This is a genomic window from Aeromonas sp. 1HA1 (genome assembly GCF_029237385.1).
Classification (GTDB): domain Bacteria; phylum Pseudomonadota; class Gammaproteobacteria; order Enterobacterales; family Aeromonadaceae; genus Aeromonas; species Aeromonas popoffii.
Genome location: NZ_JAACGC010000030.1, coordinates 24203 through 49641 on the forward strand (window position 1 = coordinate 24203; position 25439 = coordinate 49641).

Consider the following 25439-nt stretch of genomic DNA (forward strand, 5'->3'; position numbering starts at 1 on the left):
ACAGAGCCGCACACAGGTGAAGAGGGCAGCGAGCTTGAGGGGATAGACGGCAAGTCAACTGAGTTTTCACAGGGCGCCGGTCTACCTTGTCCATGAGTTGAGCTGCATGCCATCTGTGTCACCTGGCATATCCCGAGGCGGGTGGCAGACCTGGAGCAACCAGCGGGCCATTCGTATTAACAGCCAGCAGGCTATTCGTATTAACAAAGAGAAGAGCGCGAACTGACCCCCGCTGCGTGAAGCCAGACCATGGAAGCGCAGTGTGAAAAAACCAATAAAAACAATGTCAGTCAGGCTTAACTGACCGGCACCAGGAGCGGGAGCCCACTTTTTTGGCCACGATCCGCCACTCGGTTGATCCGACACGGGGTGTTCGGCAAACATAGCGCCAAATGATATCCGTATGAATAGCATTTATCCCGGCCCCAAAAAGAAGGCCCCCGCAATGCGGGGGCCTTCTGGCGGGTCGGGATGAAGCCGGTGCTTAGCAGTAGCCGTAGCCCATCAGGCGCTGGTAGCGCTGCTCCAGCAGCTCATCAGTCTCGAGCGGACGCAACGCGTTAAGATCCTGCTGGATGCGATCCTTCAGGCGCTTGGCCATCAGCTCCACATTGCGGTGGGCACCGCCAAGGGGCTCCTCGACTATGCTGTCGATGAGCTTCAGCTCCTGCAGGCGCTGGGCCGTGATGCCCATGGCATCCGCGGCGATCGGTGCCTTGTCGGCGCTCTTCCACAAGATGGAGGCACACCCTTCCGGCGAGATGACGGAGTAGGTGGAGTATTGCAGCATGTTGACGCGATCCCCCACGCCGATAGCCAGCGCACCACCCGAGCCACCTTCACCGATCACGGTGCAGACCACAGGCACAGTCAGACCGGCCATCACTTTCAGGTTGTGGGCGATGGCTTCAGACTGGCCACGTTCCTCGGCACCCACACCGGGATAAGCACCCGGGGTGTCGATGAAGGTGATGATCGGCATCTTGAAGCGCTCGGCCATCTCCATCAGGCGCAGGGCCTTGCGGTATCCTTCCGGACGCGGCATGCCGAAGTTACGCTTGATCTTCTCTTTGGTCTCGCGACCCTTCTGGTGACCAATCACCATCACCGGCTCACCGTCGAGACGGGCGATGCCGCCGACGATAGCCTTGTCATCGGCATAGGCGCGATCCCCAGCCAACTCGTCGAAATCGGTGAAGATATGCTCGATATAGTCAAAGGTGTAGGGGCGCTGGGGATGACGCGCCATCTGGGATACCTGCCAGGCACCCAGATCACCGAAGATCTTCTTGGTCAGCTCTTCGTTTTTCTTCTCCAGCCGGCGAATGTCTTCATTGAGATCGACAGCACTGTTGTGCTCACTCACATGACGGAGTTCATCAATCTGCGCCTGCAACTCGGCAATTGGCTGTTCAAAATCCAGAAAAAGACTCATAGGGCCTATAGATCCTCTAATCAAAAACCAATTCAACCCGCTCTCGTCCAAGCAGGACGCGCAAGTCATCTATCAGTTGATCGGTGGGCGTCACCCGCCACTCGGTACCGAGCGTCAATCGCACCCGGGAGCCGGGGCGACGATAGTTTACCTGAACCGGACAGACTCCGGCACGGGCGGGTTCCAAAATCTCGCACAAACGCGGGAAAAAGCGATCATCAATCCGCTGTTCATCGAGGGAGATGCGGATTGCCCTGGCAAAACGCTCCCTCGCATCGTTGATATCCAGTAATTCACGGGCCGACATTTTAAGGCCACCGGAGAAGTCATCAAAGCTGACCTGTCCAGAAACCACCAAAATACGGTCTTTTTGCATCAATTCTTCATATTTTTCCAGCGCTTCACTGAACAGGGTCACATCGAGACGGCCGGATCGGTCATCCAGGGTGAAGATCCCCATCTTGTTGCCACGCTTGGTCACCATGCTGCGGGCCGCGATCACCAGCCCCGCCGCCGTGGTAACCGTATCCCGGGAGGTGGGATGCAGATCGCACAGGCGACCGGACGTATAACGACGCAATTCGCCGCTGTACTGGTTGATAGGGTGCCCGGTCAGATAAAGCCCGAGCGTCTCGCGCTCCCCTTCCAGCCACACCTTGTCAGGCCAGTGCGGCACGTTGGCGAACGCCTTCTTGACGTCGTCAATCTCCTGGGTCAGGACACCAAACATGTCGACCTGGCCTACCGCTTGAGCCTTGGCATGCTGCTCGGCGGCACGCATCGCCTCCTCCAGGGTCGCCATCAGGGCGGCGCGGTGCGGGCCGAGTCGGTCCATGGCGCCGGAGAGGATGAGCTTTTCCATCACCCGCTTGTTGATCTTCTTGATGTCGACCCGATTGCAGAAGTCGAACAGATCGCGAAACGGCCCATCCTGATCGCGGGCGCTGAGAATGGCGTCGATGGGACCTTCCCCCACCCCCTTCACAGCCCCGATACCGTAGACGATGTGACCGTCTTCGTTGACCGAGAAGCGGTAACGACCCGTGTTCACATCCGGCGGTATCACGGTGAGCCCCATGCGCTGGCACTCGTCCACCAACGTCACTATCTTGTCGGTGTTGTCCATGTCGGCGGTCATCACCGCCGCCATAAACTCGGCCGGGAAGTGGGTCTTGAGCCAGAGCGTCTGGTAGGAGACCAACGCATAGGCGGCAGAGTGGGATTTGTTGAAGCCGTAGCCCGCAAACTTTTCCACCAGATCGAAGATCTTCACCGCCAGTTCGCCATCAATGCCGTTCTTGACGGCGCCTTCCTCAAACCCAGATCGCTGCTTGGCCATCTCTGCCGGGTTCTTCTTGCCCATGGCCCGGCGCAGCATGTCCGCCCCACCGAGCGTATAGCCCGCCAGCACCTGGGCTATCTGCATCACCTGCTCCTGATAGAGGATGATGCCGTAGGTGGGCTCCAGGATCGGCTTGAGACTCTCGTGCTGCCACTTCTCGTCCGGGTAGGAGATGGCCTCCTTGCCGTGCTTGCGCTCGATGAAGTTGTCCACCATGCCCGACTGGAGCGGGCCCGGCCGGAACAGCGCCACCAGGGCGATCATGTCTTCGAAACAGTCAGGCTGCAGCCGTTTGATGAGATCCTTCATGCCGCGGGATTCCAGCTGGAATACCGCCGTGGTCTCGAACCGCTGCAGCAGGTCAAACGACTTCTTGTCGTGGATCGGGATGGCGGCGATGTCGACCGGCGGCTTGCCCTCCTTGGCCAGGCGCGGGTTGATCATGCCAAGCGCCCAGTCGATGATGGTCAGGGTACGCAGCCCCAGGAAGTCAAACTTCACCAGCCCTGCGTACTCCACATCGTTCTTGTCGAACTGGGTGACAGGGTGATTACCGGAGTCGTCGCAGTAAAGCGGCGCAAAGTCGGTGATCTTGGTGGGCGCGATTACCACGCCACCTGCGTGTTTGCCAGCGTTGCGCACCACCCCTTCCAGCCGGCGCGCCATGTCGATGAGGTCTTTGACCTCCTCATCCTGCTCGTAGAGCTCTGGCAGCTTGGGCTCGGCCTCGAACGCCTTGGCCAGCGTCATGCCTGGATCCGGCGGAATGAGCTTGGAGATGCGATCCACGAACCCGTAGGCGTGGCCCAACACCCGGCCCACGTCCCGCACCACCGCCTTGGCCGCCATGCTGCCGAAGGTAATGATCTGGGACACCGCATCCCGGCCATACATCTCGGAGACGTGCTCGATCACCTCGTCCCGTCTGTCCATGCAGAAGTCGACGTCGAAGTCGGGCATGGAGACCCGCTCCGGGTTCAGAAAGCGTTCGAACAGCAGGTCAAATTCCAACGGGTCGAGATCGGTGATCTTGAGCGCATAGGCCACCAGTGACCCTGCACCCGACCCCCGGCCCGGCCCGACAGGAATGCCGTTGTCCTTGGACCACTGGATAAACTCCATCACGATGAGGAAGTAACCCGGGAAGCCCATCTGGTTGATCACCTTGAGCTCGATGTCGAGGCGCTCGTCGTACTCGCCGCGCTTGGCGACGCGAACCTCGGGATCAGGGAACAGGAAGGCGAGGCGGTCCTCCAGTCCCTCCTTGGACTTCATTACCAGGAAGTCTTCGGTGGTCATGTCGCCGGTCGGGAAGTTGGGCAGGAAGTATTCACCGAGGCGCACCGTCACGTTGCAGCGCTTGGCGATCTCCACCGTGTTCTCCAGCGCCTCCGGGATGTCGGCGAACAGCTCGGCCATCTCTTCCTGGCTGCGCAGGTACTGCTGCGGGCTGTAACGGCGCGGGCGACGCTTGTCCATCAGGGTGTAGCCATCGTGGATGGCAACCCGGATCTCGTGAGCATCAAAGTCTTCGGCGTTGAGGAACACCACCTCGTTGGTGGCGACCACCGGCAGCTCGAACTCGGTGGCGATGGCCACCGCCATGTGCAGGTAGACCTCTTCGTCGGGTCGACCGGTGCGCAGCAGCTCCAGATAGTAGGCGTCGGGGAAGTGAGTCCGGTAGAAATCGAGGCACGACTCCGTCATCTGCCGGTTGCCCTTGAGCAGGAACTTGCCCACATCCCCCTCACGTGCACCCGAGAGCACTATCACGCCCTTGGCGTGATCCGCGAGCCAGGCCCGGTCGATGACGGGGCGACCCTGGACGTGACCGCGCTGGTAGCCACGGGAGATCAGCAGGGTGATGTTCTGGTAGCCGTCGTTATCTATGGCCAGCAGGGTGAGGCGAAACTGCTCGTCACCCAGCGCCTCGCTCTGCACCCAGAAGTCGGCCCCGACGATGGGCTTGATGCCCTTGCCGTGGGCCGAACCATAGAAGCGCACCAGGCCACACATGTTCATCTGGTCGGTCAGCGCCAGCGCCGGCATGTTGTTGGCCGCTGCCGCCGAGACGATGGGGTTGATCTTCTGAAGGCCATCGACCATGGAGAAGTCGGAGTGGACCCGCAGGTGGATAAAACGGGGTTCAGCCATCGTCATACCCTCTCGTTGCACAGAGTGGCGCGCATGTCGTGATGCCGGCAGCTCTGCATGGTTTACTCGATCCCCAGTGCACGGCGCACCGGTTTGAAACTCTGCCGATACTCGGGCAAGGGGCCGCGCTCGGCCAGAATGGCAAGGTGCTCAGGCGTCGGATAGCCCTTGTGACGGGCGAAACCGTACTCGGGATGACGGCTGTCCAGCTCGGTCATTTCCCCATCGCGGGTCACCTTGGCCAGAATCGAGGCGGCGCTGATGGCGGCCACCAGGCTATCGCCCTTGACCACGGCGCGCGCTTCCATCGGCAATGCCGGGCAGCGGTTGCCGTCGATAAAGACCAGCTCGGGGGTGACGTTCAGTCCCGCCACGGCGCGCTGCATCGCCAGCATGGTGGCGTGCAGTATGTTGAGCTCGTCTATCTCCTGCGGCGTAGCGCGGCCGATGGCCCAGGCCAGCGCCTTGGCCTTGATCTCGTCAAACAGCGCCAGACGTTTCTTCTCGGAGAGCTTCTTGGAGTCTGCCAGCCCGACAATGGGGTTGGCGGGATCCAGGATCACGGCGGCCGTGACCACGTCACCCACCAGGGGGCCACGCCCCACCTCGTCCACACCGGCAACCAGCCTGTCTTCGGGAATATCGATCATCATCTTGCAGCCTTGAATCAAAACAGGCCCCGCAGGGCCTGACATGGGGTCGATTAGCGCAGCATAATCGGCCGCCCGGGAATATTATCTGCCAAGCAGATCGGCCACCGCATCGGCGGCCTGCACATCGGCATTGCAGCGAATGCGCTGGTGCAGCCGGGTGAAGGTGGCGATGAGCTCGCGGTTATCGTGTTCCAGCAGCTTGCTGACCTCTTCCACCAGATTGTCCGGGGTGCACTCGTGCTGCAGCAACTCGGGTACCAGCATCTGGTCTGCCAGCAAGTTGGGCAGGGACACATAAGCGGTCTTCACCAAGCGCTGGGCCAGCCAGTAGCTGAAGGGCTTGAGCTTGTAACCCACCACCATGGGCTTTTTCACCAGCATGGCTTCGAGCGCGGCGGTACCGGAAGCAAGCAGCACGGCATCGGCGGCGATCATCGCCTCGCGGCCCTGCCCTTCCAGCAGCACCATGTCGAGATCCGGCGCCAGCTCGGCCTTGATGGCCATGAACTGCTCGCGCCGTTTGTCGTTGACCAGCGGCACGATGAAACCGAGATCCGGGTAACGCACGGTCAGGTGCTTGCAGGCCTCGAGAAATACCGGTGACATGAAACCCACCTCGGCACTGCGACTGCCGGGCAGCACGGCCAGCCAGCGTCGGCCCGGGTCAATGCCGAGCGCCTGGCGCACCGCGGCTTGATCCGGCACCAGCGGAATATCATCCGCCATGGTGTGGCCGACAAAGCGGCAAGGGGCATCGAAACGGTCGTAGAAGGCTTTCTCGAATGGCAGGAAGGCGAGCACCATGTCGGTGGCAGCCTTGATCTTGTGAATGCGGTTCTGACGCCAGGCCCACACAGAGGGGCTGACGTAGTGAACCGTCTTGATACCGGCGCGGCGCAGTTTCAGCTCCACCTCGATATTGAAATCCGGTGCATCCACCCCGACGAAGATGTCAGGCGGATTGGCAATAAAATGGCGCAGCAGTTCGCGGCGGACCTTGAGGATGCGGGGCAGGCGGCCAAGCACCTCGGTGATCCCCATGACGGAAAGCTCTTCCATCTCGAACAGCGCCTTGACGCCCAGGGCCTGCATCCGCGGCCCGGCAATCCCTTCAAACTGCGCATCCGGATAGCGGCGCTGAAGTTCACGCACCAGCCCGGCTGCCAGGATGTCGCCGGAGGTCTCCCCGGCGACGATACCGATGCGAACGGGATCAGGCACGGATGATCCCGCGCTCGTTGTCCTTGAGGAAATCCACATAGAGCTGAACAGCCGGTTCACTGGCCGCCATCTCCATCAGCACGGGCAACACCTCTTCGATGGTCTTGCCGGAGCGGAAGATCTCCTTGTAGGCGCGCTTGACGGCCGAGATGGCCTCAGGGCTATAGCCGCGACGACGCAGCCCTTCGGAGTTGACCCCGAACGGCTTGGCGTAGTTGCCGGCCGCCATCACATAGGGCGGCACGTCCTTGTTCAGGGCAGCGCAGCCACCAACGAAGGCGTGGGAGCCAACCCGACCAAACTGGTGGATTGCGGAGAGACCGCCAAAGATCACGAAATCACCGATCACCACGTGGCCCGCCAGGGTCGCGTTGTTGGCGAAGATGCAGTGGTCACCGATGAGGCAATCATGGGCAACGTGCACGTTGACCATGAACAGGTTGCCGCTGCCCACCTTGGTCAGGGATTGATCCTGGATGGTGCCGCGATGCACAGTGCAGTTCTCGCGAAAGACGTTGTTATCGCCGATCTCGAGGAAAGTGCGCTCGCCAGCGTACTTCTTGTCCTGGCAATCCTCACCGATGGAGGTGTGCTGGAAGATCTTGTTGCCACGACCTATCTTGGTCGGGCCTTTGATCACCACATGAGAGCCTATCCAGGTGTTTTCGCCGATTTCAACCTCGGCGCCGATGACAGAAAAGGGGCCGATTTCAGCCCCTTTACCGATCACGGCAGACTCATGAACGATGGCAGTATCGTGAATGATGGCAGTCTGGTCGATCACGTGTATTAAACCTCGCGTTTGGCGCACATCAGCTCGGCGGTACAGACCACTTCACCATCGACGGTGGCGACACCGGTGAACTTGGCAATACCGCGACGCTCTTTCAGGAACACCACGTCAAGCACCAGCTGATCGCCGGGGCCGACCGGACGCTTGAAACGAGCGTTATCGATTGAGGCAAAGTAATAGAGTTCGTTGGGAGACGGCTTGCCCACCATGGTAAACGCCAGAATACCAGTGGCCTGCGCCATGGCTTCCAGGATCAGCACGCCAGGAAACACCGGCTTGGCCGGGAAGTGCCCCTGGAAGATCGGCTCGTTGAACGAGACGTTCTTGATAGCGCGCAGGGTTTTGCGCTCGTCGCTGATCTCGTAGCTTTCCACCTTGTCCACCATCAGGAAGGGATAACGGTGGGGCAGCAGATCCATGATTTCCTGGATACCCAGGCTCTTCTTTTCAGTAGTCAAAACAGTACCCTATACCAATCGTGATTATTCTTGATCCAGCTTCTTCTCAAGCTTGCTCAACCGCTTGTGCATCTCTTCGATACGCATCACCCGGGCGGCGGTCTTGCGCCACTCTTTATTGGTTTGCAGTGGGATGCCGGAAGAGTAGACACCGGGCTCGGTAATGGGTCGCATCACCATGGCCATGCCAGTAATGGTGGCCTGATCGCATATTTCCATGTGCCCGTTAAAGACAGCGGCGCCGCCAATGATACAGTATTTGCCGACCTTGAGACTACCGGCCATCGTGGTCGCGCCCGCGATGGCGGTACCGTAACCGATTTCGACGTTGTGAGCGATCTGGCACTGGTTGTCGATGATGACATTATCCGCGATGCAGGTATCTTCCAGCGCACCGCGGTCTATGGTGGTGCAGGCCCCGATCTCGACCCGATTGCCTATGGTCACACCACCGAGCTGGGGGATCTTGATCCACTCGCCACGCTCATTGGCATAACCGAATCCATCGGCGCCGATCACTGTGCCGGATTGAACCAGACAGTCGGTGCCCATGGTGATGTTGTGATACAGGGTGACGTTGGCCCACAACCGGGAGCGTGCTCCCAGTTGGGTATTTTTGCCAACAAAACAGCCAGGACCTATGCGCACGTCATCCCCCAGCACGACGCCGGATTCGATCACCGCATTGGCCCCGATGGCCACTCTCTCGCCCAGTTGCACGTCAGCCGCGATGACGGCGCTCGGATGGATATCCGTGGCCGGTTGCGGCGTGGTGTCCAGCAGTTGGGCTACCCGGGCAAACCCCACATAGGGGTCATTGATCACCAAGGCATTGGTGGAACAAAATGGCAAATCCGCTTCTGTAATGAGCACGGCCGTGGCCTTGCTCTGTTCCAGATAATGCCGGTACTTTTTATTGGACAGGAAGGTGATATCCCCCTCCCCGGCCTTTTCCAGTGTCGCTACCTTGCGGATTTCCAGGGTTCCGTCGCCATGGACCTGGGCCCCCAGTTGCTGGGCCAGCTGTGCGAGAGTGAATGCCATCAATTAGTTGCTCTTGCTTACCTGAGAAATAACCTGGGCAGAGATGTCCAGCTTGCTGGCGGCATACGGGGCAGCATTGCGCTCCAGCACCAGATCATAGCCATTGCTCTTTGCAATGGATTCGATAGCAGCCTGCACCTTGGTCAGGATCTTGCCGCGCTCTTCGGACTGACGGCGACCGTTGTCCTGTTCGAACGCCTGACGCTTCTGGTTGAACTCCATCTGCAGCTTGGCCAGTTTCTCCTGGCTCTGCTTCTTCTGCTCGGCGCTCATGAAGGCTTCGTCCTTCTTGAACTTCTCGACCAGTTGCTGACCATCGGCTTCCAGCTTCTGCAGCTCACGCATGCGCGGCTCGAATTCACCTTTCAGCTTCTTGGAGACAGCTTCACGCTGGGGCAGCTTTTGGAATACCTCGCCCATGTCAACCACAGCGATTTTGGTCTCGGCCAAGGCGGATCCCATGCCGGCAGCCATCAGTGCAAAACTCAAACCAGCTACTTTCAACGCTTTATTCACACTTACTCCTTGTTCCCTCATGTGAGGGCTACCTGATTTACCCGATTATGCAAGTGGTACCCGGACCGACTTGTTACCTGGTGAGGCACGCAAGCTGCGCGTCCCATCATTGAATACCCCCACCGCATGGGTGGGGGTGCGTCCGTCCTTAGAAGGTACGGCCGATGTTGAATGAGAAGAACTCGGTGCGATCGCCCTCGTACTCCTTGAGCGGACGGGCAATCGCGAACACCAGCGGTCCCATGGGGGAAAGCCACTGCAGCGACAGACCCGCCGAGGCACGGTAGTTGGTCGGATCCGAATAGTCGGCCAGATAGTTACAACCACTGAAACAGCGGTTCTTGAACTGGTCATAGTCGAAGGTGGTATCCCAGACAGAACCGGCATCGATGAAGAAGCTGGTGCGCAGCTGAGGCTGATAGGTCTCGGACGCAAACGGCGTCGGCACTATCATCTCGAGGGATGCCACCGCCAGGGCGTTACCGCCCACCGAGCTGTCGGTCCCCTGGATGACGTCATTGCCACTCAGGTTGTAGTAGTAGAGCGCCTTCGGACCCACTGTATTGCTCTTGAAACCACGCAGGGTATCGAAACCACCCGCGAAGTAGTTCTCGAAGAACGGCAAGACGTGGTCATAGTTGCCGTTGCTGCCGTAACCGTTGCCGTAGGAGACGCGGGCCCGGGTCATCAGCACCCACTGGTGATCCGCATCGAACGGGAAGTAGTGCGCGTCTTCGGCGTTCAGCTTGAAGTACTGCAGATCCATGCCGGGCACAGTCACCTTGGCGTTCACACGCTGACGGTCACCTGCGGTCGGGAACATCCCCTTGTTGAGGGTAGAACGGGTCCAGCCTGCGGTGACGTCGACGGTGTTGAACGTCATGCGGTTGTCACCATCCTTGTTGTCACTGTAAATCTTCCAGAACTCATCCACCTGCAGATAGGGGTTGGGCTGGGACAGCTTGTTGTTCTCAAGCCCCAGGCTGAAGTCGAGGCGATTGTTCTCGTTGACCGGGAAACCACTGGAGAGGCGGTAGCCGATGGTGGTGTTCTCGTAGTCGACTATGTTGGCATCGGCCGCACTGAACTTGTTGTAGTAGAGACGACTACCCAGGCTGACCCCATCCACGGTGAAGTAAGGATCGTTGTAGCTGAGGTCGACGCTCTTGGAGTACTTGTTGGTACTGGCGGAGATACCGATCTTCTTGCCGGTCCCCATGAAGTTGTCCTGCTGCAGGCCTGCCTGCAAGCTCAGGCCCGATTCGGTACCATAGCCCACACCGGCGTTGATGGAGCCTGCTGGCTGCTCCTTGACCTTGAAGTCGAGATCAACCTGGTCATCGCTGCCAGGCACCCGCTTGGTGTCCACTTCCGCAGTTTCGAAGAAGCCGAGGCGGTTGAGGCGAGTCTTGGACTGCTCGACGCTGTCGGAGGAGAGCCAGGTGCTTTCCATCTGACGCATCTCGCGACGCAGCACTTCATCCTTGGTGGTGACGTTGCCGCTGAAGTTGATGTTGCGCACATAGACACGGGGACCCGGCTCTATGTTGACGATCAGCTCCACTTCCTTGGTCTTGTCATTGACCTGCGGGAAGGTGACCACTTTCGGATAGGCGTAGCCGTAACGGCCGAGGAACTTGGAAAGCACCTCTTCGGTATGGGTTACCTGGCTGGCGGAGTAGATGCCACCCACCGCTATGGGGATAAGGGCCTTCATCTCGCTGCCACGAGCGATCATATCGCCCTTGAGCTGAACCCCGGAGACCTTGTACTGGTCCCCTTCCTTGATATTGAGGGTGACATAGACGCCCTTTTTATCGGGGGTCATGGAGACCTGGGTCGACTCCTGGGTGAAGCGGATGTAGCCACGGTCCATGTAGTAGGAGCGCAGGGTCTCGATGTCACCGGCCAGTTTCTGCTTCTGGTAACGCTGATCACCGGTGAAATTCCACCAGGGCACATCATCCTTGAGGGAGAGCTGGGCCAGCAGTTTCTTTTCCGGGAAGACGTTGTTGCCGACTATGTTGATCTGCTGGATCTTGGCCGCTTCCCCTTCCACGAAGGTGAACTTGAGGTCAACCCGGTTGCGCGGCAGCGGAGTGACGATGGCCTTGACCTTGGCAGAGTATTTGCCCACGCCGTAGTAGAAATCTTCCAGACCCTTCTCGAGGGAGCTCAATACGGTGCGATCCAGCGGATCACCCACCCGGATGCCGGAAGACTCCAGACTCTGGGTCAGCTGCTCTTCCTTAATATCCTTATTGCCTGAAAACTCGATGCTGGAGATGGTCGGCCGCTCCTTGACTGCCACTTGCAGCACCTGACCGTCACGATAAACCCTCACGTCCTCGAAGTTGCCGGAGGAGTAGAGCTTCTTGATAGCGTTGGCCAGGGTCACGGAATCGACGGTATCGCCAACCCGGATAGGCAGGTTCAACAGGGCGGCTCCCAGCGTCACTCGCTGCAAGCCGTCGACCTGGATATCTTGCACCACAAAAGAGGCAGGGGCCGCCTGGGCCAGGAAACTGGCACCCAGCAGGCAACTCAACACCAATGCTTTTTTAACAGCCATTTTGTTCTTATGTGTCCTTGTTGATGCTCTGGCCTCAGAGGCGAGCGAAATCATTAAACAGCGCAATGCCCATCAGTAACATCAGAATGGCGGCGCCGATCCTGAAACCCACTTCCTGAATTTTTTCTGATACCGGTTTACCGGTGACTGCCTCGATGAGGAAGTAGACCAGATGGCCACCATCCAGCACCGGCAGGGGAAACAGGTTGATGATCCCCAGGTTGACGCTGATCAGCGCCAGAAAGCCGAGGAAATAGACCAGACCGTAATCGGCACTGCTGCCTGCGCCCTTGGCAATGGAGATGGGGCCGCTCAGATTATCCAGCGAAACAACGCCACCAATCAGCTTGCCAATCATGTCAAAGGTCAGAGTGGTCAGGCTCCAAGTCTTCTCGGCGCCCTGCCACAGGGCTTGTAAAGGCCCATACTGTAACAGAATTCGATACTCATCCGGTAATGGAACCAGTTGCGGTGACAGGCCGACAAAACCGACCAGCTGGCCCCGCACTTTTTTCACATCCGGGGTCAGGGTCAGGGTCAGCTCGCTGCCCGCTCGCTCCACCACCAGCGACAGTGGCTGCTCCGGAGACTGTTGCACCTCGAGCACGAATTGGGCCCACTCGGTGACCTCCTGCTCGCCCACCCGCTTGATGCGATCACCGACCAGAATGCCGGCCTTTTCGCTGGCGCTCTTGGGCACGATGGCCTCGACCACGGGCAGAACCTTGCCGCCGAGGGGGACAATCCCCAGGCTGCCGATGGGTGACTCCTTGTCCGGGTCGAACTTCCAGCCATCGAGCTGGAGGGTCTTGTCAACCACATAGCTGGTGTTGGCCGCTTTCAGCTTGAGCTTCATGGAATCATCGCCCAAGTGGCTGATGAGGGCATAGGTCACGCTCTCCCAGTCACCGGTCGCCTTGTCGCCGACACCGACGATCTCCATGCCGGGTTCGATCCCGGCCGCCGCGACGATGGAGGCGGGACGCACCTCCCCCACCACGGGTTTGACGGCAGGGACGCCGATCATGAACATCAGCCAGAGGGCAAACAGGGCAAACACGAAGTTCGCCATCGGGCCCGCCGCGACGATGGCCATGCGTGCCCAGACACTCTTGTGATTGAAAGCATATTGCTCATCACCGGGTTGGAGCTCATCGACCCGGCCATCCAGCATTTTGACGTAGCCGCCGAGCGGGATCAGCGCCAGCACATACTCGGTGCCATCCTTGCCAACCCGACGCCAGATCGCCTTGCCAAAACCGATGGAGAAGCGTTCGACCTTGACGCCACAGCGACGAGCCACCCAGAAGTGGCCGAATTCATGAACCGCAACCAGCAACCCGAGGGCAACGATAAAGGCACCGATGTTCCACAACACGCCGCCCATCAGTCAGCCACCTCGATTTCATGCAGGGTCCGATACCCGAAGGCAAGGATAAAGGCAGCACAATGCCACGAAATACCACTCATCAGCTAAGCTCCTCAATCAAATTGTGAGCACGGGTACGGGCCGCACTATCCAGCGCAATCAAATCATCCAGTGACCCCACGGCAGAACTGCCCAGTGCCGCCATGATGGCCTCATTGACTCTGGCAATATCCATAAAACCGATCCGCTCTGCAAGGAAAGCTGCAACGGCCTCTTCATTGGCAGCATTGAGCGCCGTGGTCGCCGCCTGTCCTTGCTGGCAGGCACTCATGGCCAGCGCCAGGCAGGGGTAGCGATCGTAATCGGGCCGGAGAAAGCTGAATTCTCCGACACTGAAGAAATCCAAAGGTTCCACCCCAGACTCAACACGACGTGGATAGGCCAGGGCATGGGCGATGGGTGTACACATGTCCGGGTTGCCAAGCTGGGCCAACACGGAGCCATCCTTGTACTGCACCATGGAGTGGATGACGGACTGGGGATGGATCACCACCTGGATCTGCTCGGGCGCCACATTGAACAGCCAGCGCGCCTCTATGTACTCCAGTCCCTTGTTCATCATGGTGGCGGAGTCCACCGAGAGCTTGGCCCCCATTGACCAGTTCGGGTGGGCAATGGCCAGGGCTGGCGTGACATGCGCCAGCTCCTGAATGCTGGTGTAGCGGAACGGGCCGCCGGAGCCGGTCAGCAGTATCTTGCTGATGCCCGCTTCCGCCAGATCGCAGAAGCCGGGCTGACGCTGAATGGCTTCAGGCAGGCACTGGAAAATTGCATTGTGCTCGCTATCGATGGGCAGCAGTTCGGCACCGTAGTCGCGCACCGCCTCCATGAAGAAAGCACCGGACATCACCAGTGCCTCCTTGTTGGCCAGCAGGATACGCTTGCCAGCGCGCACGGCGGCCATGGTGGGTGCCAAACCCGCAGCACCGACGATGGCCGCCATCACGCTGTGAGCATCGGGATGGGCAGCCACCTCGCACAAGGCTGCCTGACCGGATAGTACGCAGGTGACACTGCCATGGGCCTTGAGCCGGCCTGCCAGTGTGGCAGCCGCGTCTTCATCCACCATGACGGCGAAACGGGGGGAAAATTCGAGACAGTCGCGCAACATGGCATCCACGCTGCGGACCGCCGTCAGTGCCAATACCTGCCAACGGCCCGGATTCTGCCGCAGTACCTTGAGGGTGCTCTGACCGATAGAGCCAGACGAGCCCAGAATCACCAGATTATGCATCAACACTCCCGACTTGCTAACGGATGGATGGAGCTGAAAGCCTTCAAGATCATCAGACTATTCATTAACACTCCTGAACGAGTAACAGACTGACGGAGCCGGACGCTCCCGGGATCATCAGCGAGTGAGGCATCAGAATTCCTGGCTGAGCAACAGATAGCTGAGCAGAAACACCGGCAGGGCGGCCGTCAGGCTGTCGATCCGGTCGAGAATGCCGCCATGACCAGGCAGCAGGGTACCAGAATCCTTGATGCCCGCCTCCCGCTTGAACATGCTCTCGGTCAGATCGCCGAGTACGGATGCCAGCACCGCCAGCAGGGAGCAAAACAGCACAATGGCCATCTTGGCGGGCACGAAATCCATGAACCAGGTCACAGCAACGGCCAGCAGGCTGGCGGTAAACAGGCCGCCAAACATGCCTTCGATGGTTTTACCCGGGCTGACGGCCGGTGCCAGCTTGTGTTTGCCAAAGGCCTTACCGAAAAAGTACGCGCCAGAATCTGCCGCCCAGACCAACCCCATGACGAACAGCAGGATCCAGGACCCCATCATGGGGTCGTGATAGAAGTTGTAACCACGGATAGCCACCAGGGACCAGAAGAAGGGCACCAGGGTCACCAGACCGAACAGGGACTTGAGCCAGATGGACTCTTTCCACAGCTTGGCGCTCTGGGGATAACGCAATACCAGCAATAGCCCCAGCAGCCACCAGCTGCACGCGGTCCAGAGCACACCCATCACCAGCGGGTTCAGATGGGGAGTCCACAGCTGCTCGACCGGCAGCAAGAACAGGCTGGCACCGAGCAGCAGACAGAACACCAGCGGCAACCATTGCTGCGGCTGGGCAGAGACGAAGCCGCTCCACTCGCGGCTGGCCAACAGAAACACCAAGGCTGCCAACAGGGCAAAGAATTTCAACGGCAGAAAAAATAGCGCCCCCAACACCAGGGGAACCAGTAGCAATGCGGTAATAATTCGTTGTTTTAGCAAAAGAAACCTCTCTCTTGGGAGGGGATTTAGCCGGTCTGATGCTCGGCGATCAATTCCCGTATCTGTTCACCCGTACACCCGAAGCGACGCTCGCGGGCAACGAAAGAGGCGACCGCCTCACTGAACTCGGCCTCGTTGAAATCGGGCCACAATACCGGGGTAAAATAGAGCTCTGCATAGGCGAGCTGCCATAACACAAAATTGCTGATGCGATGATCGCCGCCGGTCCGGATCAGCAGATCCACAGGGGGCAGGTCGGCCATGCAGACCTGTCCGGCCAGCAGGGACTCATCAATGGCATCGGCGTCCAGCTCGCCTGCCGCCACGGCACGGGCCAGTTTACGGGCCGCCAGGGCTATATCCCACTGACCACCGTAATTGGCGGCAATATTGAGGGTCAGCCCCTGGTTGTCGGCGGTCAGGGCCTCTGCCTTGGCGATCTTGGCTTGCAAGCGGTCGCTGAAGCGGGCGGTATCACCGATCACCTTGAGCCGGATCCCGTTGCTGTGCAGTTTACTGACCTCACGGCCCAGCACGGTCAGGAACAGCTCCATCAGGGCACTGACCTCCCCTTCCGGCCGCCGCCAGTTCTCACTGGAGAAGGCAAACAGGGTCAACGCCTCTATCTTGGCGCGCGCGGCAAAGGTCACCGCCTCACGAACAGACTTCACGCCCGCCTTGTGACCATAGACCCGCATCTTGCCACGGTTCTGAGCCCAGCGCCCGTTGCCATCCATGATGATGGCCACATGACGAGGCAAGGACGAGTTGGCACAATTACCTAACGCTGCCAAAAGCGACATTCATTTCTCCCACAAAGACAAAAGCGCCGTGCAGGGGCACTACACGGCGCTCGTAATATACCTGTCAGAGACTTAGATTTCCATTAGCTCCTTTTCCTTCACGGCCAGGGCGTCATCCGCCAGCTTGATGAAGGCATCGGTGAGTTTCTGGATCTCTTCCTGGGCACGACGGTCGTCGTCTTCGGAGATCTCTTTGTCCTTGAGCAGCGCTTTCAGGTCGGCGTTGGCATCGCGACGGATGTTGCGCACGGCCACACGGGCACCTTCGGCTTCGGCACGGACGATCTTGGTCAGATCGCGGCGACGCTCTTCGGTCAGCGGCGGCAAGGGCACGCGCAAGGTCTGGCCATTGCTGGACGGGTTCAGGCCCAGATCAGAGGTCAGGATTGCCTTTTCTACCGCCTGGATCATGGAGCGGTCAAAAATGGAGATGGACAGGGTACGAGCATCTTCTGCCACCACGTTGGCCAACTGTTTCAGAGGAGTGGCAGCACCGTAATACTCAACCTGGATACCGTCGAGCAGGCTCGGGTGAGCACGGCCGGTACGGATCTTGGACATCTGGGTCTTGAGCGACTCTACGCTCTTGGCCATACGGTCCTTGGCGTCGTTTTTAATCTCGTTGATCACAGTGGTTTTCCTTTTGGCGAACGAGCCGCCACGCGGCTCGTGTCTATCATATTTATTTGCTGGCGTAATGAATAAGAGCGCCTTCCAGCCTGATCTCTTGTCTTACTTGCCGATGTGGTGGATCAGGGTGCCTTCCGGCTCACCCATGATAACCCGACGCAGCGCACCCGGTTTGTTCATGTTGAACACGCGGATCGGCAGATCATGGTCACGGGCCAGAGTAAAAGCAGCAAGATCCATCACTTTGAGTTCTTTTTCAAGAACTTCATCATAACTCAATTCATGGTACAGCACGGCATCCGGGTTCTTGACCGGATCATCCGTGAATACGCCATCGACCTTGGTGGCTTTGAGCACCACGTCCGCTTCGATCTCGATCCCGCGCAGGCAGGCCGCGGAGTCGGTGGTAAAGAAGGGGTTGCCAGTACCGGCAGAGAAGATCACTACCTTGCCGGCGCGCAGCTGGCTGATGGCCTCGGCCCAGCTATAGGAATCACAAACGCCCTGCAGAGAGATGGCAGACATCAGACGGGCATTCACATAAGCACGATGCAGGGCATCACGCATGGCCAGACCGTTCATGACGGTGGCCAGCATACCCATGTGGTCGCCCACCACGCGGTTCATGCCCGCTTTGGCAAGACCAGCACCACGGAACAGGTTGCCGCCACCGATGACCAGACCGACCTGAACACCCAGCTCAACCAGTTCTTTGATCTCTTGGGCCATCCGCTCCAGCACCGCCGGATCAATGCCAAAACCCTCGGATCCTTGCAGGGCTTCACCACTCAACTTCAGAAGAACACGTCTGTATGCAGGCTTGGGATTGGTACTCATGTCACTGATTCCTGGTCATATAAAGACCGCGACATAAGTCGCGGTCTGGGGAAACGGAAAAACCGGTTCGGTTAGGCCTTCTGAGCGGCCGCGATTTGGGCTGCAACTTCAGCAGCGAAATCGGTCTCTTGCTTCTCGATGCCTTCGCCCACTTCGAAACGGGTGAAGGAGACAACGTCAGCGCCTTCTTTCTTCAGCAGCTCGGCAACGGTCATGGAAGGATCCTTCACGAACGGCTGACCAGTCAGGGAAACCTCACCGGTGAACTTCTTCATGCGGCCTTCAACCATCTTCTCGGCGATCTCTTTCGGCTTGCCGGAGTTGATGGCGATGTCGATCTGGATTTCGCGCTCTTTGGCAACGACTTCAGCAGACACGTCTTCAGGCTTGACGAATTGCGGGCTGTTGGCTGCAACGTGCATGGCCAGATCTTTGGCCAGCTCGGCGGAACCACCGGTCAGCTTGGTGATAACACCAATGCGGGAACCGTGAACGTAAGTGCCCAGGTTGTCACCTTCAACCAGCATCACGCGACGCAGGTTCATGTTCTCACCGATCTTGGCGATCAGGTTGGTGATGGTCAGCTCGATGGACTCACCGTTGCCGAAATCGGTCGCTTTCAGGGCGTCGACGTCAGCAATTTTCTGGGTCGCAGCGATATCGGCGATCTTCTGGCCCATTGCCATGAAGCTGGCATCTTTGGCGACGAAGTCGGTTTCGCTGTTCAGCTCGATCATGGCAGCAATGTTGCCTTCGGTACGGGCGAAAATCACGCCTTCAGCAGCGATACGGCCTGCTTTTTTGGCGGCTTTGGCCTGACCGGATTTGCGCATGTTCTCGATTGCCAGCTCGATATCACCAGCAGCTTCTTCCAGTGCTTTTTTGCAATCCATCATGCCAGCAGCAGTGCGCTCGCGCAGTTCTTTTACCAGGGCGGCAGTAACGTTAGCCATGTCCAGTATCCTCGGTCTTGAATTGACAAGAAACAGGGGCCACAAGGGCCCCTGCTAACCAATTACATCAGCTTGGTTAATAAGGGCTTTTCAGTCCTTATCAATTACTCAGCTTCAACGAAGCCATCTTGTTCGGCTTGAACAACGATGTCCTGAGCGCGAGCTTCCAGTACGGTGTCAGCAGCAGCATTCAGATACAGCTGTACGGCACGGATAGCATCGTCGTTACCCGGGATGACGTAATCAACGCCGTCCGGGTTGGAGTTGGTATCAACGATGGAAACTACCGGGATACCCAGGTTGTTGGCTTCTTTGATAGCGATGTGCTCGTGGTCGGCATCGACAACGAACAGCACGTCAGGCAGGCCGCCCATGTTCTTGATACCACCCAGGCTCTTCTCCAGCTTGTCCATTTCGCGAGTACGCATCAGCGCCTCTTTCTTGGTCAGCTTTTCGAAGGTACCGTCTTGGCTCTGGGTTTCCAGATCTTTCAGGCGCTTGATGGACTGACGAACGGTTTTCCAGTTGGTCAGCATGCCACCCAACCAGCGGTGGTTGACATAGAACTGGTCGCAACGACCGGCGGCATCTTTTACGGCTTCAGACGCGGCACGCTTGGTACCTACAAACAGTACCTTGCCCTTCTTGGCAGCTACGGAGCTGATGAAGTTCATGGCATCGTCAAACATCGGAACGGTTTTTTCCAAGTTGATGATGTGAACCTTGCTGCGGGCACCGAAGATGTAGGACTTCATTTTCGGGTTCCAGTAACGAGTCTGGTGACCGAAGTGAACGCCGGCTTGCAGCATGTCGCGCATAGAAACTTTAGCCATTTTATACCTCTGTATTGGGGTTAGGCCTCCACACATCCCATGTAACCGACCCCAAAGGGGCACCCCGGTACAGGTGTCGATGTGTGTGTGTTATTGAGTAAGGGTGATGAAATGCGGACGCAAGTTCCCCATTCCGGCGCGCTTTATACCATAACTTTGGCCAGGACACCACCGGCCGGAGTGCTAAAAATGGATCCCTCTGCTGGATGCCAGACAGAGGATTTGACGTTGTGATGACAATCACACTGGAAGTAAACGGGGGTTGGGGATAAAATTTTGGCCTGATTGCAAACGCATCTATTTTTCATTACCTGATTGTTGGGCATCGACCGTATGCGCAGTCAGGCCCCAAGAGAGATCCCATGTCCATTAAAATCAAGACACCGGAAGAGATTGAAAAGATGCGCGTTGCCGGCCAGCTGGCCGCCGATGTGCTAATCATGATAGCCCCCCACGTCAAGGCTGGCGTCACCACCGACGAGCTGAACACCCTGTGCCACGACTATATTGTCGACGTGCAGCAGGCAATCCCGGCCCCGCTCAACTACCACGGCTTCCCCAAGTCCATCTGCACCTCGGTGAACGACGTCATCTGTCACGGCATCCCCAATCACAAGAAATTGCGGGAAGGGGACATCATCAACCTGGACATCACGGTCATCAAGGATGGCTTCCACGGCGACACCTCCGCCATGTTCATCGTGGGTGAGACCACACCGCTGCGTCGCCAGCTGTGCAAGGTTGCACAGGAGAGCCTGTACGCCGCCATCAAGCAGGTGCGGCCCGGCATGTGCATCACCGAAATAGGCGCCCTGATCCAGCCCATCGTCGAGAAGGCTGGCTTCTCCGTGGTGCGCGACTACTGTGGCCACGGCATCGGCAGCGAATTCCACGAGGAGCCGCAGATCCTGCACTACCGCAATGGCGGCAAGCTGGAGCTCAAGCCGGGCATGTGCTTCACCATCGAGCCCATGGTCAACAGCAAGAAGTATCACTGCCGCATCAACCCGAAAGATGGCTGGACCGTGACCACCAAGGATGGCGGCGACTCCGCCCAGTGGGAGCATACCCTGCTGGTAACCGAGGATGGCTGCGAGGTGCTCACCCTGCGCCCCGATGATACCATCGAGCGTGTTATCCGCCACGTTTGATATTCAACCCCGGCCACACGCCGGGGTTGATCTTTATCCGGCCAGACCGAGAGTGTGAGATGCCATGGATGCCAGCCTGCTTTCCCCCCATCTGTTACCCGACGATCAGCTCACCCGCGACAACTGCAAAGAGTATCTGAGCCGTTTTCTCGGCTGGCTGCACGCCCGTTTCGATGCCGGTGACAACATCATTGAACTGGTGGCCACCCGCTCCGAATACATGGATGATCTGCTGACCCGGCTGTGGCAGAAGTTCGGCTTCGACAAGACGGCGCTCACCCTGATCGCAGTGGGCGGCTATGGCCGTGGCGAGTTGCACCCCCACTCCGACATAGACCTGCTGATCCTCTATGAAGGCGATGAGCTGGACGAGGTGCTGGGGCTGCGCATCGGCGAATTCATCACCTTGCTGTGGGATCTCAAGCTGGAGGTGGGTCAGGCGGTACGCAACGTGGCCGAATGCATAGAGCAGGGCCGCGCCGACATCACGGTCGCCACCAACCTGATCGAAGCACGCTACATCACCGGCAACCAGGAAGGCTTCCAGCAACTCAAGGAGGCGACCGGCCCCCAGCACTTCTGGCCGAGCGAGCAGTTCTTCCAGGCCAAGCGCGAAGAGCAAGCGCTGCGCCACCAGCAATTTCAGGGCACAGCCTACAAGCTGGAGCCGGATCTCAAGAGCAATCCGGGCGGACTGCGGGACATCCAGACCCTGGCCTGGGTCGCCCGCCGCCATTTCGGCGCCACCACCTTGTTCGAGATGACCAGCCACGGCTTTCTCAACCGGGCCGAGTATCGTGAGCTGCTCGACTGCCAGAATTTCCTGTGGAAGGTGCGTTTCGCCCTGCACATGGCCATCAACAAGGGCGACAACCGCCTGCTGTTCGACCGCCAGCGCACCGTAGCCCAGATGCTGGGGTTCGAGGGGGACGGCAACAGCCCGGTCGAGCAGATGATGAAACGCTTCTATCAGACGGTGCGGCGGGTCTCGGAGCTCAACGAGATGCTGCTGCAACTGTTTGACGAAGCTATCCTCGGCAACACCGCCATGGACGTGCGCCGCCTATCTGACGAATTCCAGCTCCGTGGTCGCCTCATCGACGCGGTGGATGCCGAGCTGTTTGGCCGCGAGCCCGCCGCCATACTGCGGCTCTTCTACCAGATAGCCCAACATCCCGAGATGGCCGGCATCCACTCCGCCACCCTGCGCCAGCTGCGCGAAGCGCGCCGCAAGCTCAACTGCTGGCTGCAGGATTTGCCCGAGTGCCGTCGCCTGTTCATGGCGCTGCTGCGCCACCCCAACGGCATAGGCCAGCCGCTCACCCTGATGCACAAATACGGGATCCTGGCGGCCTATTTGCCCCAGTGGAATCTCATCGTGGGCCAGATGCAGTTCGACATGTTCCACGCCTACACGGTCGATGAGCACACTCACCGGCTGCTCAAGAACATTCACCAGTTCCCCAATCCGGCCAGTCGCCAGAGCCACCCGCTCTGCCATGAGGTGTTCACCCGGCTGCGCAAGCCGGAGCTGCTCAGTATCGCCGCCCTGTTTCACGACATCGCCAAGGGCCGGCGCGGGGATCACTCCGAGCTCGGCGCCGTGGATGCACTGGAGTTTTGCCAGCTGCACGGCCTGGATCGCTACGAGAGCAGGCTGGTCGCCTGGCTGGTGCGCCACCACCTGCTGATGTCAGTCACCGCCCAGCGCCGCGACATCTATGATCCCGAGGTGGTCACCGACTTTGCCCAGAAAGTACGCGACGAACAACATCTCGACCTGCTCTACTGCCTCACTGTGGCCGACATCTGTGCTACCAACGACAGCCTCTGGAACGACTGGAAAGGCACCCTGCTGCGCGAACTCTACTTCGCCACCCAAAAGGCGCTGCGCCAGGGGCTGGAAAATCCACCCGACATGCGGCTGCGCATTCGCGAGAACCAGCGTCAGGCGAAGCAGATCCTGGCCCAGCGTGACGTGCCGGAAGCGGCCATCAACCAGCTGTGGAGCGACTTCAAGGCTGACTACTTCCTGCGCCACAGCCCGGAGCAGATCGCCTGGCACTGTCGCAAGATCATTGCGCATGGCGACAACCCGGCCCCGCTGGTGATCATCGGCAAGCATCCGACCCGGGGGGGCAGCGAGGTGTTCATCTACTGTCGCGATACCCCGAACCTGTTTGCCACCGTGGCCTCGGCGCTGGATCAGAAGAACCTCAATATCCACGATGCCCAGATCATGAATTCGCGCAGCGACTATGTGCTGGATACCTTCGTGGTGCTGGAGCCGAGTGGCGAGCCCATCAGCCCCAACCGCACCGCCACCATCAAGAAGGCGCTAGAGAAATCCTTGCAGGAGCCGGGCAAGCTGGTGCTGCGCAACAAGCCGCTGTCGCGGCGCCACCGCCAGTTCAGCGTACCGACCCGCGCCGTCTTCCTGCCCCACAAGGGCGAAAACCGCCACACGCTACTGGAGCTGACGGCGCTGGATACGCCTGGCCTGCTGGCCCGGATCGGTGCCGTGTTCCAGCAGTGCGGCCTCTCCCTGCATGCGGCCAAGATCACCACCATTGGCGAGCGGGTGGAGGATTTCTTCAGCCTCACCACCCTCACGGGCGACCCCTTGACCCAGAATGAGCAGCAGGCGCTGGAAGAGCGGCTGGTGAATCAGCTCAACCCCCAAGCGTCGGCCGATGAGGAGAGCAGCGACAGACCGGAGAAAGGCCTCACAAGACGCCTTTCTTCATCCTGATTTATCAAGCAGAACAAATGGTTGGACCACTTAAGCACAATAAATCACCGTTCTCCCGAAGAAATCGGCTTGAGCCCTTAAAAACAATTGGAAAAGTGTGATACAACAAACCGAATTTTTTAAAGGAAACCTGTCATGACCGAGTTGCAACAGATCATCGAAGCGGCCTTCGAGCGCCGTGATTCCATCACGCCAGGCTCAGTCGATGCCGCCACCAAAGCCGCCATCCTGCAAGCCATCGACCTGCTGGATACCGGCAAGGCCCGTGTCGCCGAGAAAATTGCTGGCGAGTGGGTGGTACACCAGTGGTTGAAGAAAGCGGTACTGCTCTACTTCCGCATCAATGACAACGGCATCATCAAGGGCGACGATGCCCAGTACTACGACAAGGTTCCCCTCAAGTTCTCCGACTATACCGCCGAGCAGTTCAAGGAAGCGGGTGTGCGCGTGGTGCCACCGGCGACTGCACGCAAAGGCGCCTTCATCGCCCCCAATACCGTGCTGATGCCCTCCTATGTCAACATCGGTGCCTTCGTTGACGAAGGCACCATGGTCGACACCTGGGCTACCGTGGGCTCCTGCGCCCAGATCGGCAAGAACGTGCACCTCTCCGGCGGCGTCGGCATCGGTGGCGTACTGGAGCCGCTGCAGGCCAACCCGACCATCATCGAAGACAACTGCTTTATCGGTGCCCGCTCCGAAGTGGTTGAAGGGGTTATCGTCGAGGAAGGCTCCGTCATCTCCATGGGCGTCTTCATCGGCCAGTCCACTCGCATCTATGATCGCGAAACCGGTGAAATCCACTATGGTCGCGTACCGGCGGGTTCCGTGGTTGTCTCTGGCTCCCTGCCCTCCAAGTGTGGCAAGTACAGCCTGTACGCCGCCGTGATCGTCAAGAAGGTGGATGCCAAGACCCGCGCCAAAGTCGGTATCAACGCCTTGCTGCGCTCCATCGACGAGTAATCAGCATTGCCGTGAGCAAAAGGGCGCCTTATGGCGCCCTTTTGATTTTGGCGCCCCTGTCACAGGCAAGCCATCAGGCTTCGGTTAAGATAGACCGGTCAGGATCGTTTCAAACCGAGGAAGCCCGATGTACGAGAATCTGAAGAGCCTGGGGATCCAGGAACCCACCTCAGTGGACAGCTATACCCTGCGCCAGGAAGCCAATCACGATATCCTCAAGATCTACTTCAAGAAGCAGAAGGGCGAGTTCTTCGCCAAAAGTGTCAAATTCAAATATCCCCGCCAGCGCAAGACCATGCTGGTCGACTCGGGTACCCATGAGTACAAGGATGTCACCGAAATCAACGCCAATCTCAAGTATGTGGTGGATGAGCTGGATAACCTGACTCAGGGCGTGCACACCCAGGCTGACCCGGATATCAAGCAGAAGATACTGCGTGACCTGCGTCATCTTGAAAAAGTGGTGCAGAACAAGATCCGCGATATAGAGCGGGATCTGGAGAAACTCTAGCCCCCCCCCCCAACTTGCCAAAAGAGCGCCAAAGTGGCTAATGCCGATCAGTTAAGGATCCATTGACCGATCCTTCTGATGTGTGAAAATCCGAAACCTGTTGATTGGTTTCGGATTTTTTATGCGTATCGCTCAAGCTCTCGACTTCCTCCACGCCAGCAAGGC

The 25439-nt window shown here is 58.7% G+C and carries 21 protein-coding genes and 1 pseudogene; 5 read left to right on the plus strand and 17 right to left on the minus strand.

Features of this window, described 5'->3' with window-relative positions:
- Nucleotides 1–7 precede the first annotated feature (7 nt).
- A pseudogene (locus GWQ22_RS11260) lies at nt 8–300 on the plus strand (hypothetical protein); the annotation flags it as partial.
- A gap of 184 nt (nt 301–484) precedes the next feature.
- Here GWQ22_RS11260 and accA read toward each other — a convergent pair.
- The 17 genes from accA to rpsB form a co-directional block, all read right to left on the minus strand.
- A complete protein-coding gene (gene accA / locus GWQ22_RS11265; RefSeq protein WP_042038168.1) occupies nt 485–1435 on the minus strand; it encodes an acetyl-CoA carboxylase carboxyl transferase subunit alpha in 951 nt (316 codons plus the stop codon).
- 16 nt (nt 1436–1451) lie between these two features.
- On the minus strand, nt 1452–4931 hold the full coding sequence (gene dnaE, locus GWQ22_RS11270; protein ID WP_275930365.1) for a DNA polymerase III subunit alpha: 3480 nt from the start codon (nt 4929–4931) through the stop codon (nt 1452–1454).
- Nucleotides 4932–4993: 62 nt separating this feature from the next.
- Complete coding sequence (gene rnhB / locus GWQ22_RS11275; RefSeq protein WP_108536080.1) at nt 4994–5584, minus strand: ribonuclease HII; 591 nt, start codon at nt 5582–5584, stop codon at nt 4994–4996.
- An 81-nt stretch (nt 5585–5665) separates the two neighbouring features.
- Nucleotides 5666–6805, minus strand: a complete 1140-nt coding sequence (gene lpxB / locus GWQ22_RS11280; protein ID WP_275930366.1) for a lipid-A-disaccharide synthase — start codon at nt 6803–6805, stop codon at nt 5666–5668.
- Nucleotides 6798–7589, minus strand: coding sequence for an acyl-ACP--UDP-N-acetylglucosamine O-acyltransferase (gene lpxA / locus GWQ22_RS11285; protein WP_275930367.1), 792 nt, complete (start codon nt 7587–7589; stop codon nt 6798–6800). The genes lpxB and lpxA overlap by 8 nt, the downstream gene beginning before the upstream one ends.
- A 5-nt stretch (nt 7590–7594) precedes the next feature.
- Entirely contained in the window at nt 7595–8056 is a 462-nt protein-coding gene (gene fabZ / locus GWQ22_RS11290) for a 3-hydroxyacyl-ACP dehydratase FabZ (RefSeq protein ID WP_042038166.1), read from the minus strand.
- A 24-nt stretch (nt 8057–8080) separates the two neighbouring features.
- On the minus strand, nt 8081–9100 hold the full coding sequence (lpxD, locus tag GWQ22_RS11295) for a UDP-3-O-(3-hydroxymyristoyl)glucosamine N-acyltransferase (protein ID WP_042038365.1): 1020 nt from the start codon (nt 9098–9100) through the stop codon (nt 8081–8083).
- A gap of 3 nt (nt 9101–9103) precedes the next feature.
- Nucleotides 9104–9616 carry an OmpH family outer membrane protein gene (locus GWQ22_RS11300; protein WP_042038165.1) on the minus strand — a complete coding sequence of 171 codons (513 nt, stop codon included), beginning with the start codon at nt 9614–9616 and terminating at the stop codon, nt 9104–9106.
- A gap of 148 nt (nt 9617–9764) precedes the next feature.
- Nucleotides 9765–12188: an outer membrane protein assembly factor BamA gene (gene bamA / locus GWQ22_RS11305; protein WP_275930368.1), complete on the minus strand. Its 2424-nt coding sequence runs from the start codon at nt 12186–12188 to the stop codon at nt 9765–9767.
- Between the two features lie 34 nt (nt 12189–12222).
- Nucleotides 12223–13575: a sigma E protease regulator RseP gene (gene rseP / locus GWQ22_RS11310; RefSeq protein WP_275930369.1), complete on the minus strand. Its 1353-nt coding sequence runs from the start codon at nt 13573–13575 to the stop codon at nt 12223–12225.
- 82 nt (nt 13576–13657) lie between these two features.
- Nucleotides 13658–14851, minus strand: coding sequence for a 1-deoxy-D-xylulose-5-phosphate reductoisomerase (gene ispC / locus GWQ22_RS11315; protein ID WP_275930370.1), 1194 nt, complete (start codon nt 14849–14851; stop codon nt 13658–13660).
- Nucleotides 14852–14983: 132 nt separating this feature from the next.
- Complete coding sequence (locus tag GWQ22_RS11320) at nt 14984–15841, minus strand: phosphatidate cytidylyltransferase (RefSeq protein WP_042038158.1); 858 nt, start codon at nt 15839–15841, stop codon at nt 14984–14986.
- A 26-nt stretch (nt 15842–15867) separates the two neighbouring features.
- Nucleotides 15868–16644 carry a polyprenyl diphosphate synthase gene (gene uppS, locus GWQ22_RS11325; protein WP_042038156.1) on the minus strand — a complete coding sequence of 259 codons (777 nt, stop codon included), beginning with the start codon at nt 16642–16644 and terminating at the stop codon, nt 15868–15870.
- A gap of 72 nt (nt 16645–16716) precedes the next feature.
- On the minus strand, nt 16717–17274 hold the full coding sequence (frr, locus tag GWQ22_RS11330) for a ribosome recycling factor (RefSeq protein ID WP_042038155.1): 558 nt from the start codon (nt 17272–17274) through the stop codon (nt 16717–16719).
- Between the two features lie 102 nt (nt 17275–17376).
- Complete coding sequence (gene pyrH / locus GWQ22_RS11335) at nt 17377–18111, minus strand: UMP kinase (RefSeq protein ID WP_042038153.1); 735 nt, start codon at nt 18109–18111, stop codon at nt 17377–17379.
- 71 nt (nt 18112–18182) lie between these two features.
- Entirely contained in the window at nt 18183–19064 is an 882-nt protein-coding gene (gene tsf, locus GWQ22_RS11340) for a translation elongation factor Ts (protein ID WP_042038148.1), read from the minus strand.
- 104 nt (nt 19065–19168) lie between these two features.
- A complete protein-coding gene (gene rpsB, locus GWQ22_RS11345) occupies nt 19169–19897 on the minus strand; it encodes a 30S ribosomal protein S2 (RefSeq protein WP_005312073.1) in 729 nt (242 codons plus the stop codon).
- 362 nt (nt 19898–20259) lie between these two features.
- On the opposite strand from rpsB, the gene map reads away from it, so the two are divergent.
- From map to GWQ22_RS11365, 4 genes are all read left to right on the plus strand, one after another.
- Entirely contained in the window at nt 20260–21048 is a 789-nt protein-coding gene (gene map, locus GWQ22_RS11350) for a type I methionyl aminopeptidase (protein WP_108537428.1), read from the plus strand.
- Nucleotides 21049–21112: 64 nt separating this feature from the next.
- Nucleotides 21113–23800: a bifunctional uridylyltransferase/uridylyl-removing protein GlnD gene (gene glnD / locus GWQ22_RS11355; protein WP_275930371.1), complete on the plus strand. Its 2688-nt coding sequence runs from the start codon at nt 21113–21115 to the stop codon at nt 23798–23800.
- 135 nt (nt 23801–23935) lie between these two features.
- On the plus strand, nt 23936–24763 hold the full coding sequence (dapD, locus tag GWQ22_RS11360; RefSeq protein WP_042038143.1) for a 2,3,4,5-tetrahydropyridine-2,6-dicarboxylate N-succinyltransferase: 828 nt from the start codon (nt 23936–23938) through the stop codon (nt 24761–24763).
- Nucleotides 24764–24890: 127 nt separating this feature from the next.
- Nucleotides 24891–25274, plus strand: a complete 384-nt coding sequence (locus GWQ22_RS11365) for a DUF3461 family protein (protein WP_042038140.1) — start codon at nt 24891–24893, stop codon at nt 25272–25274.
- Nucleotides 25275–25439 lie beyond the last annotated feature (165 nt).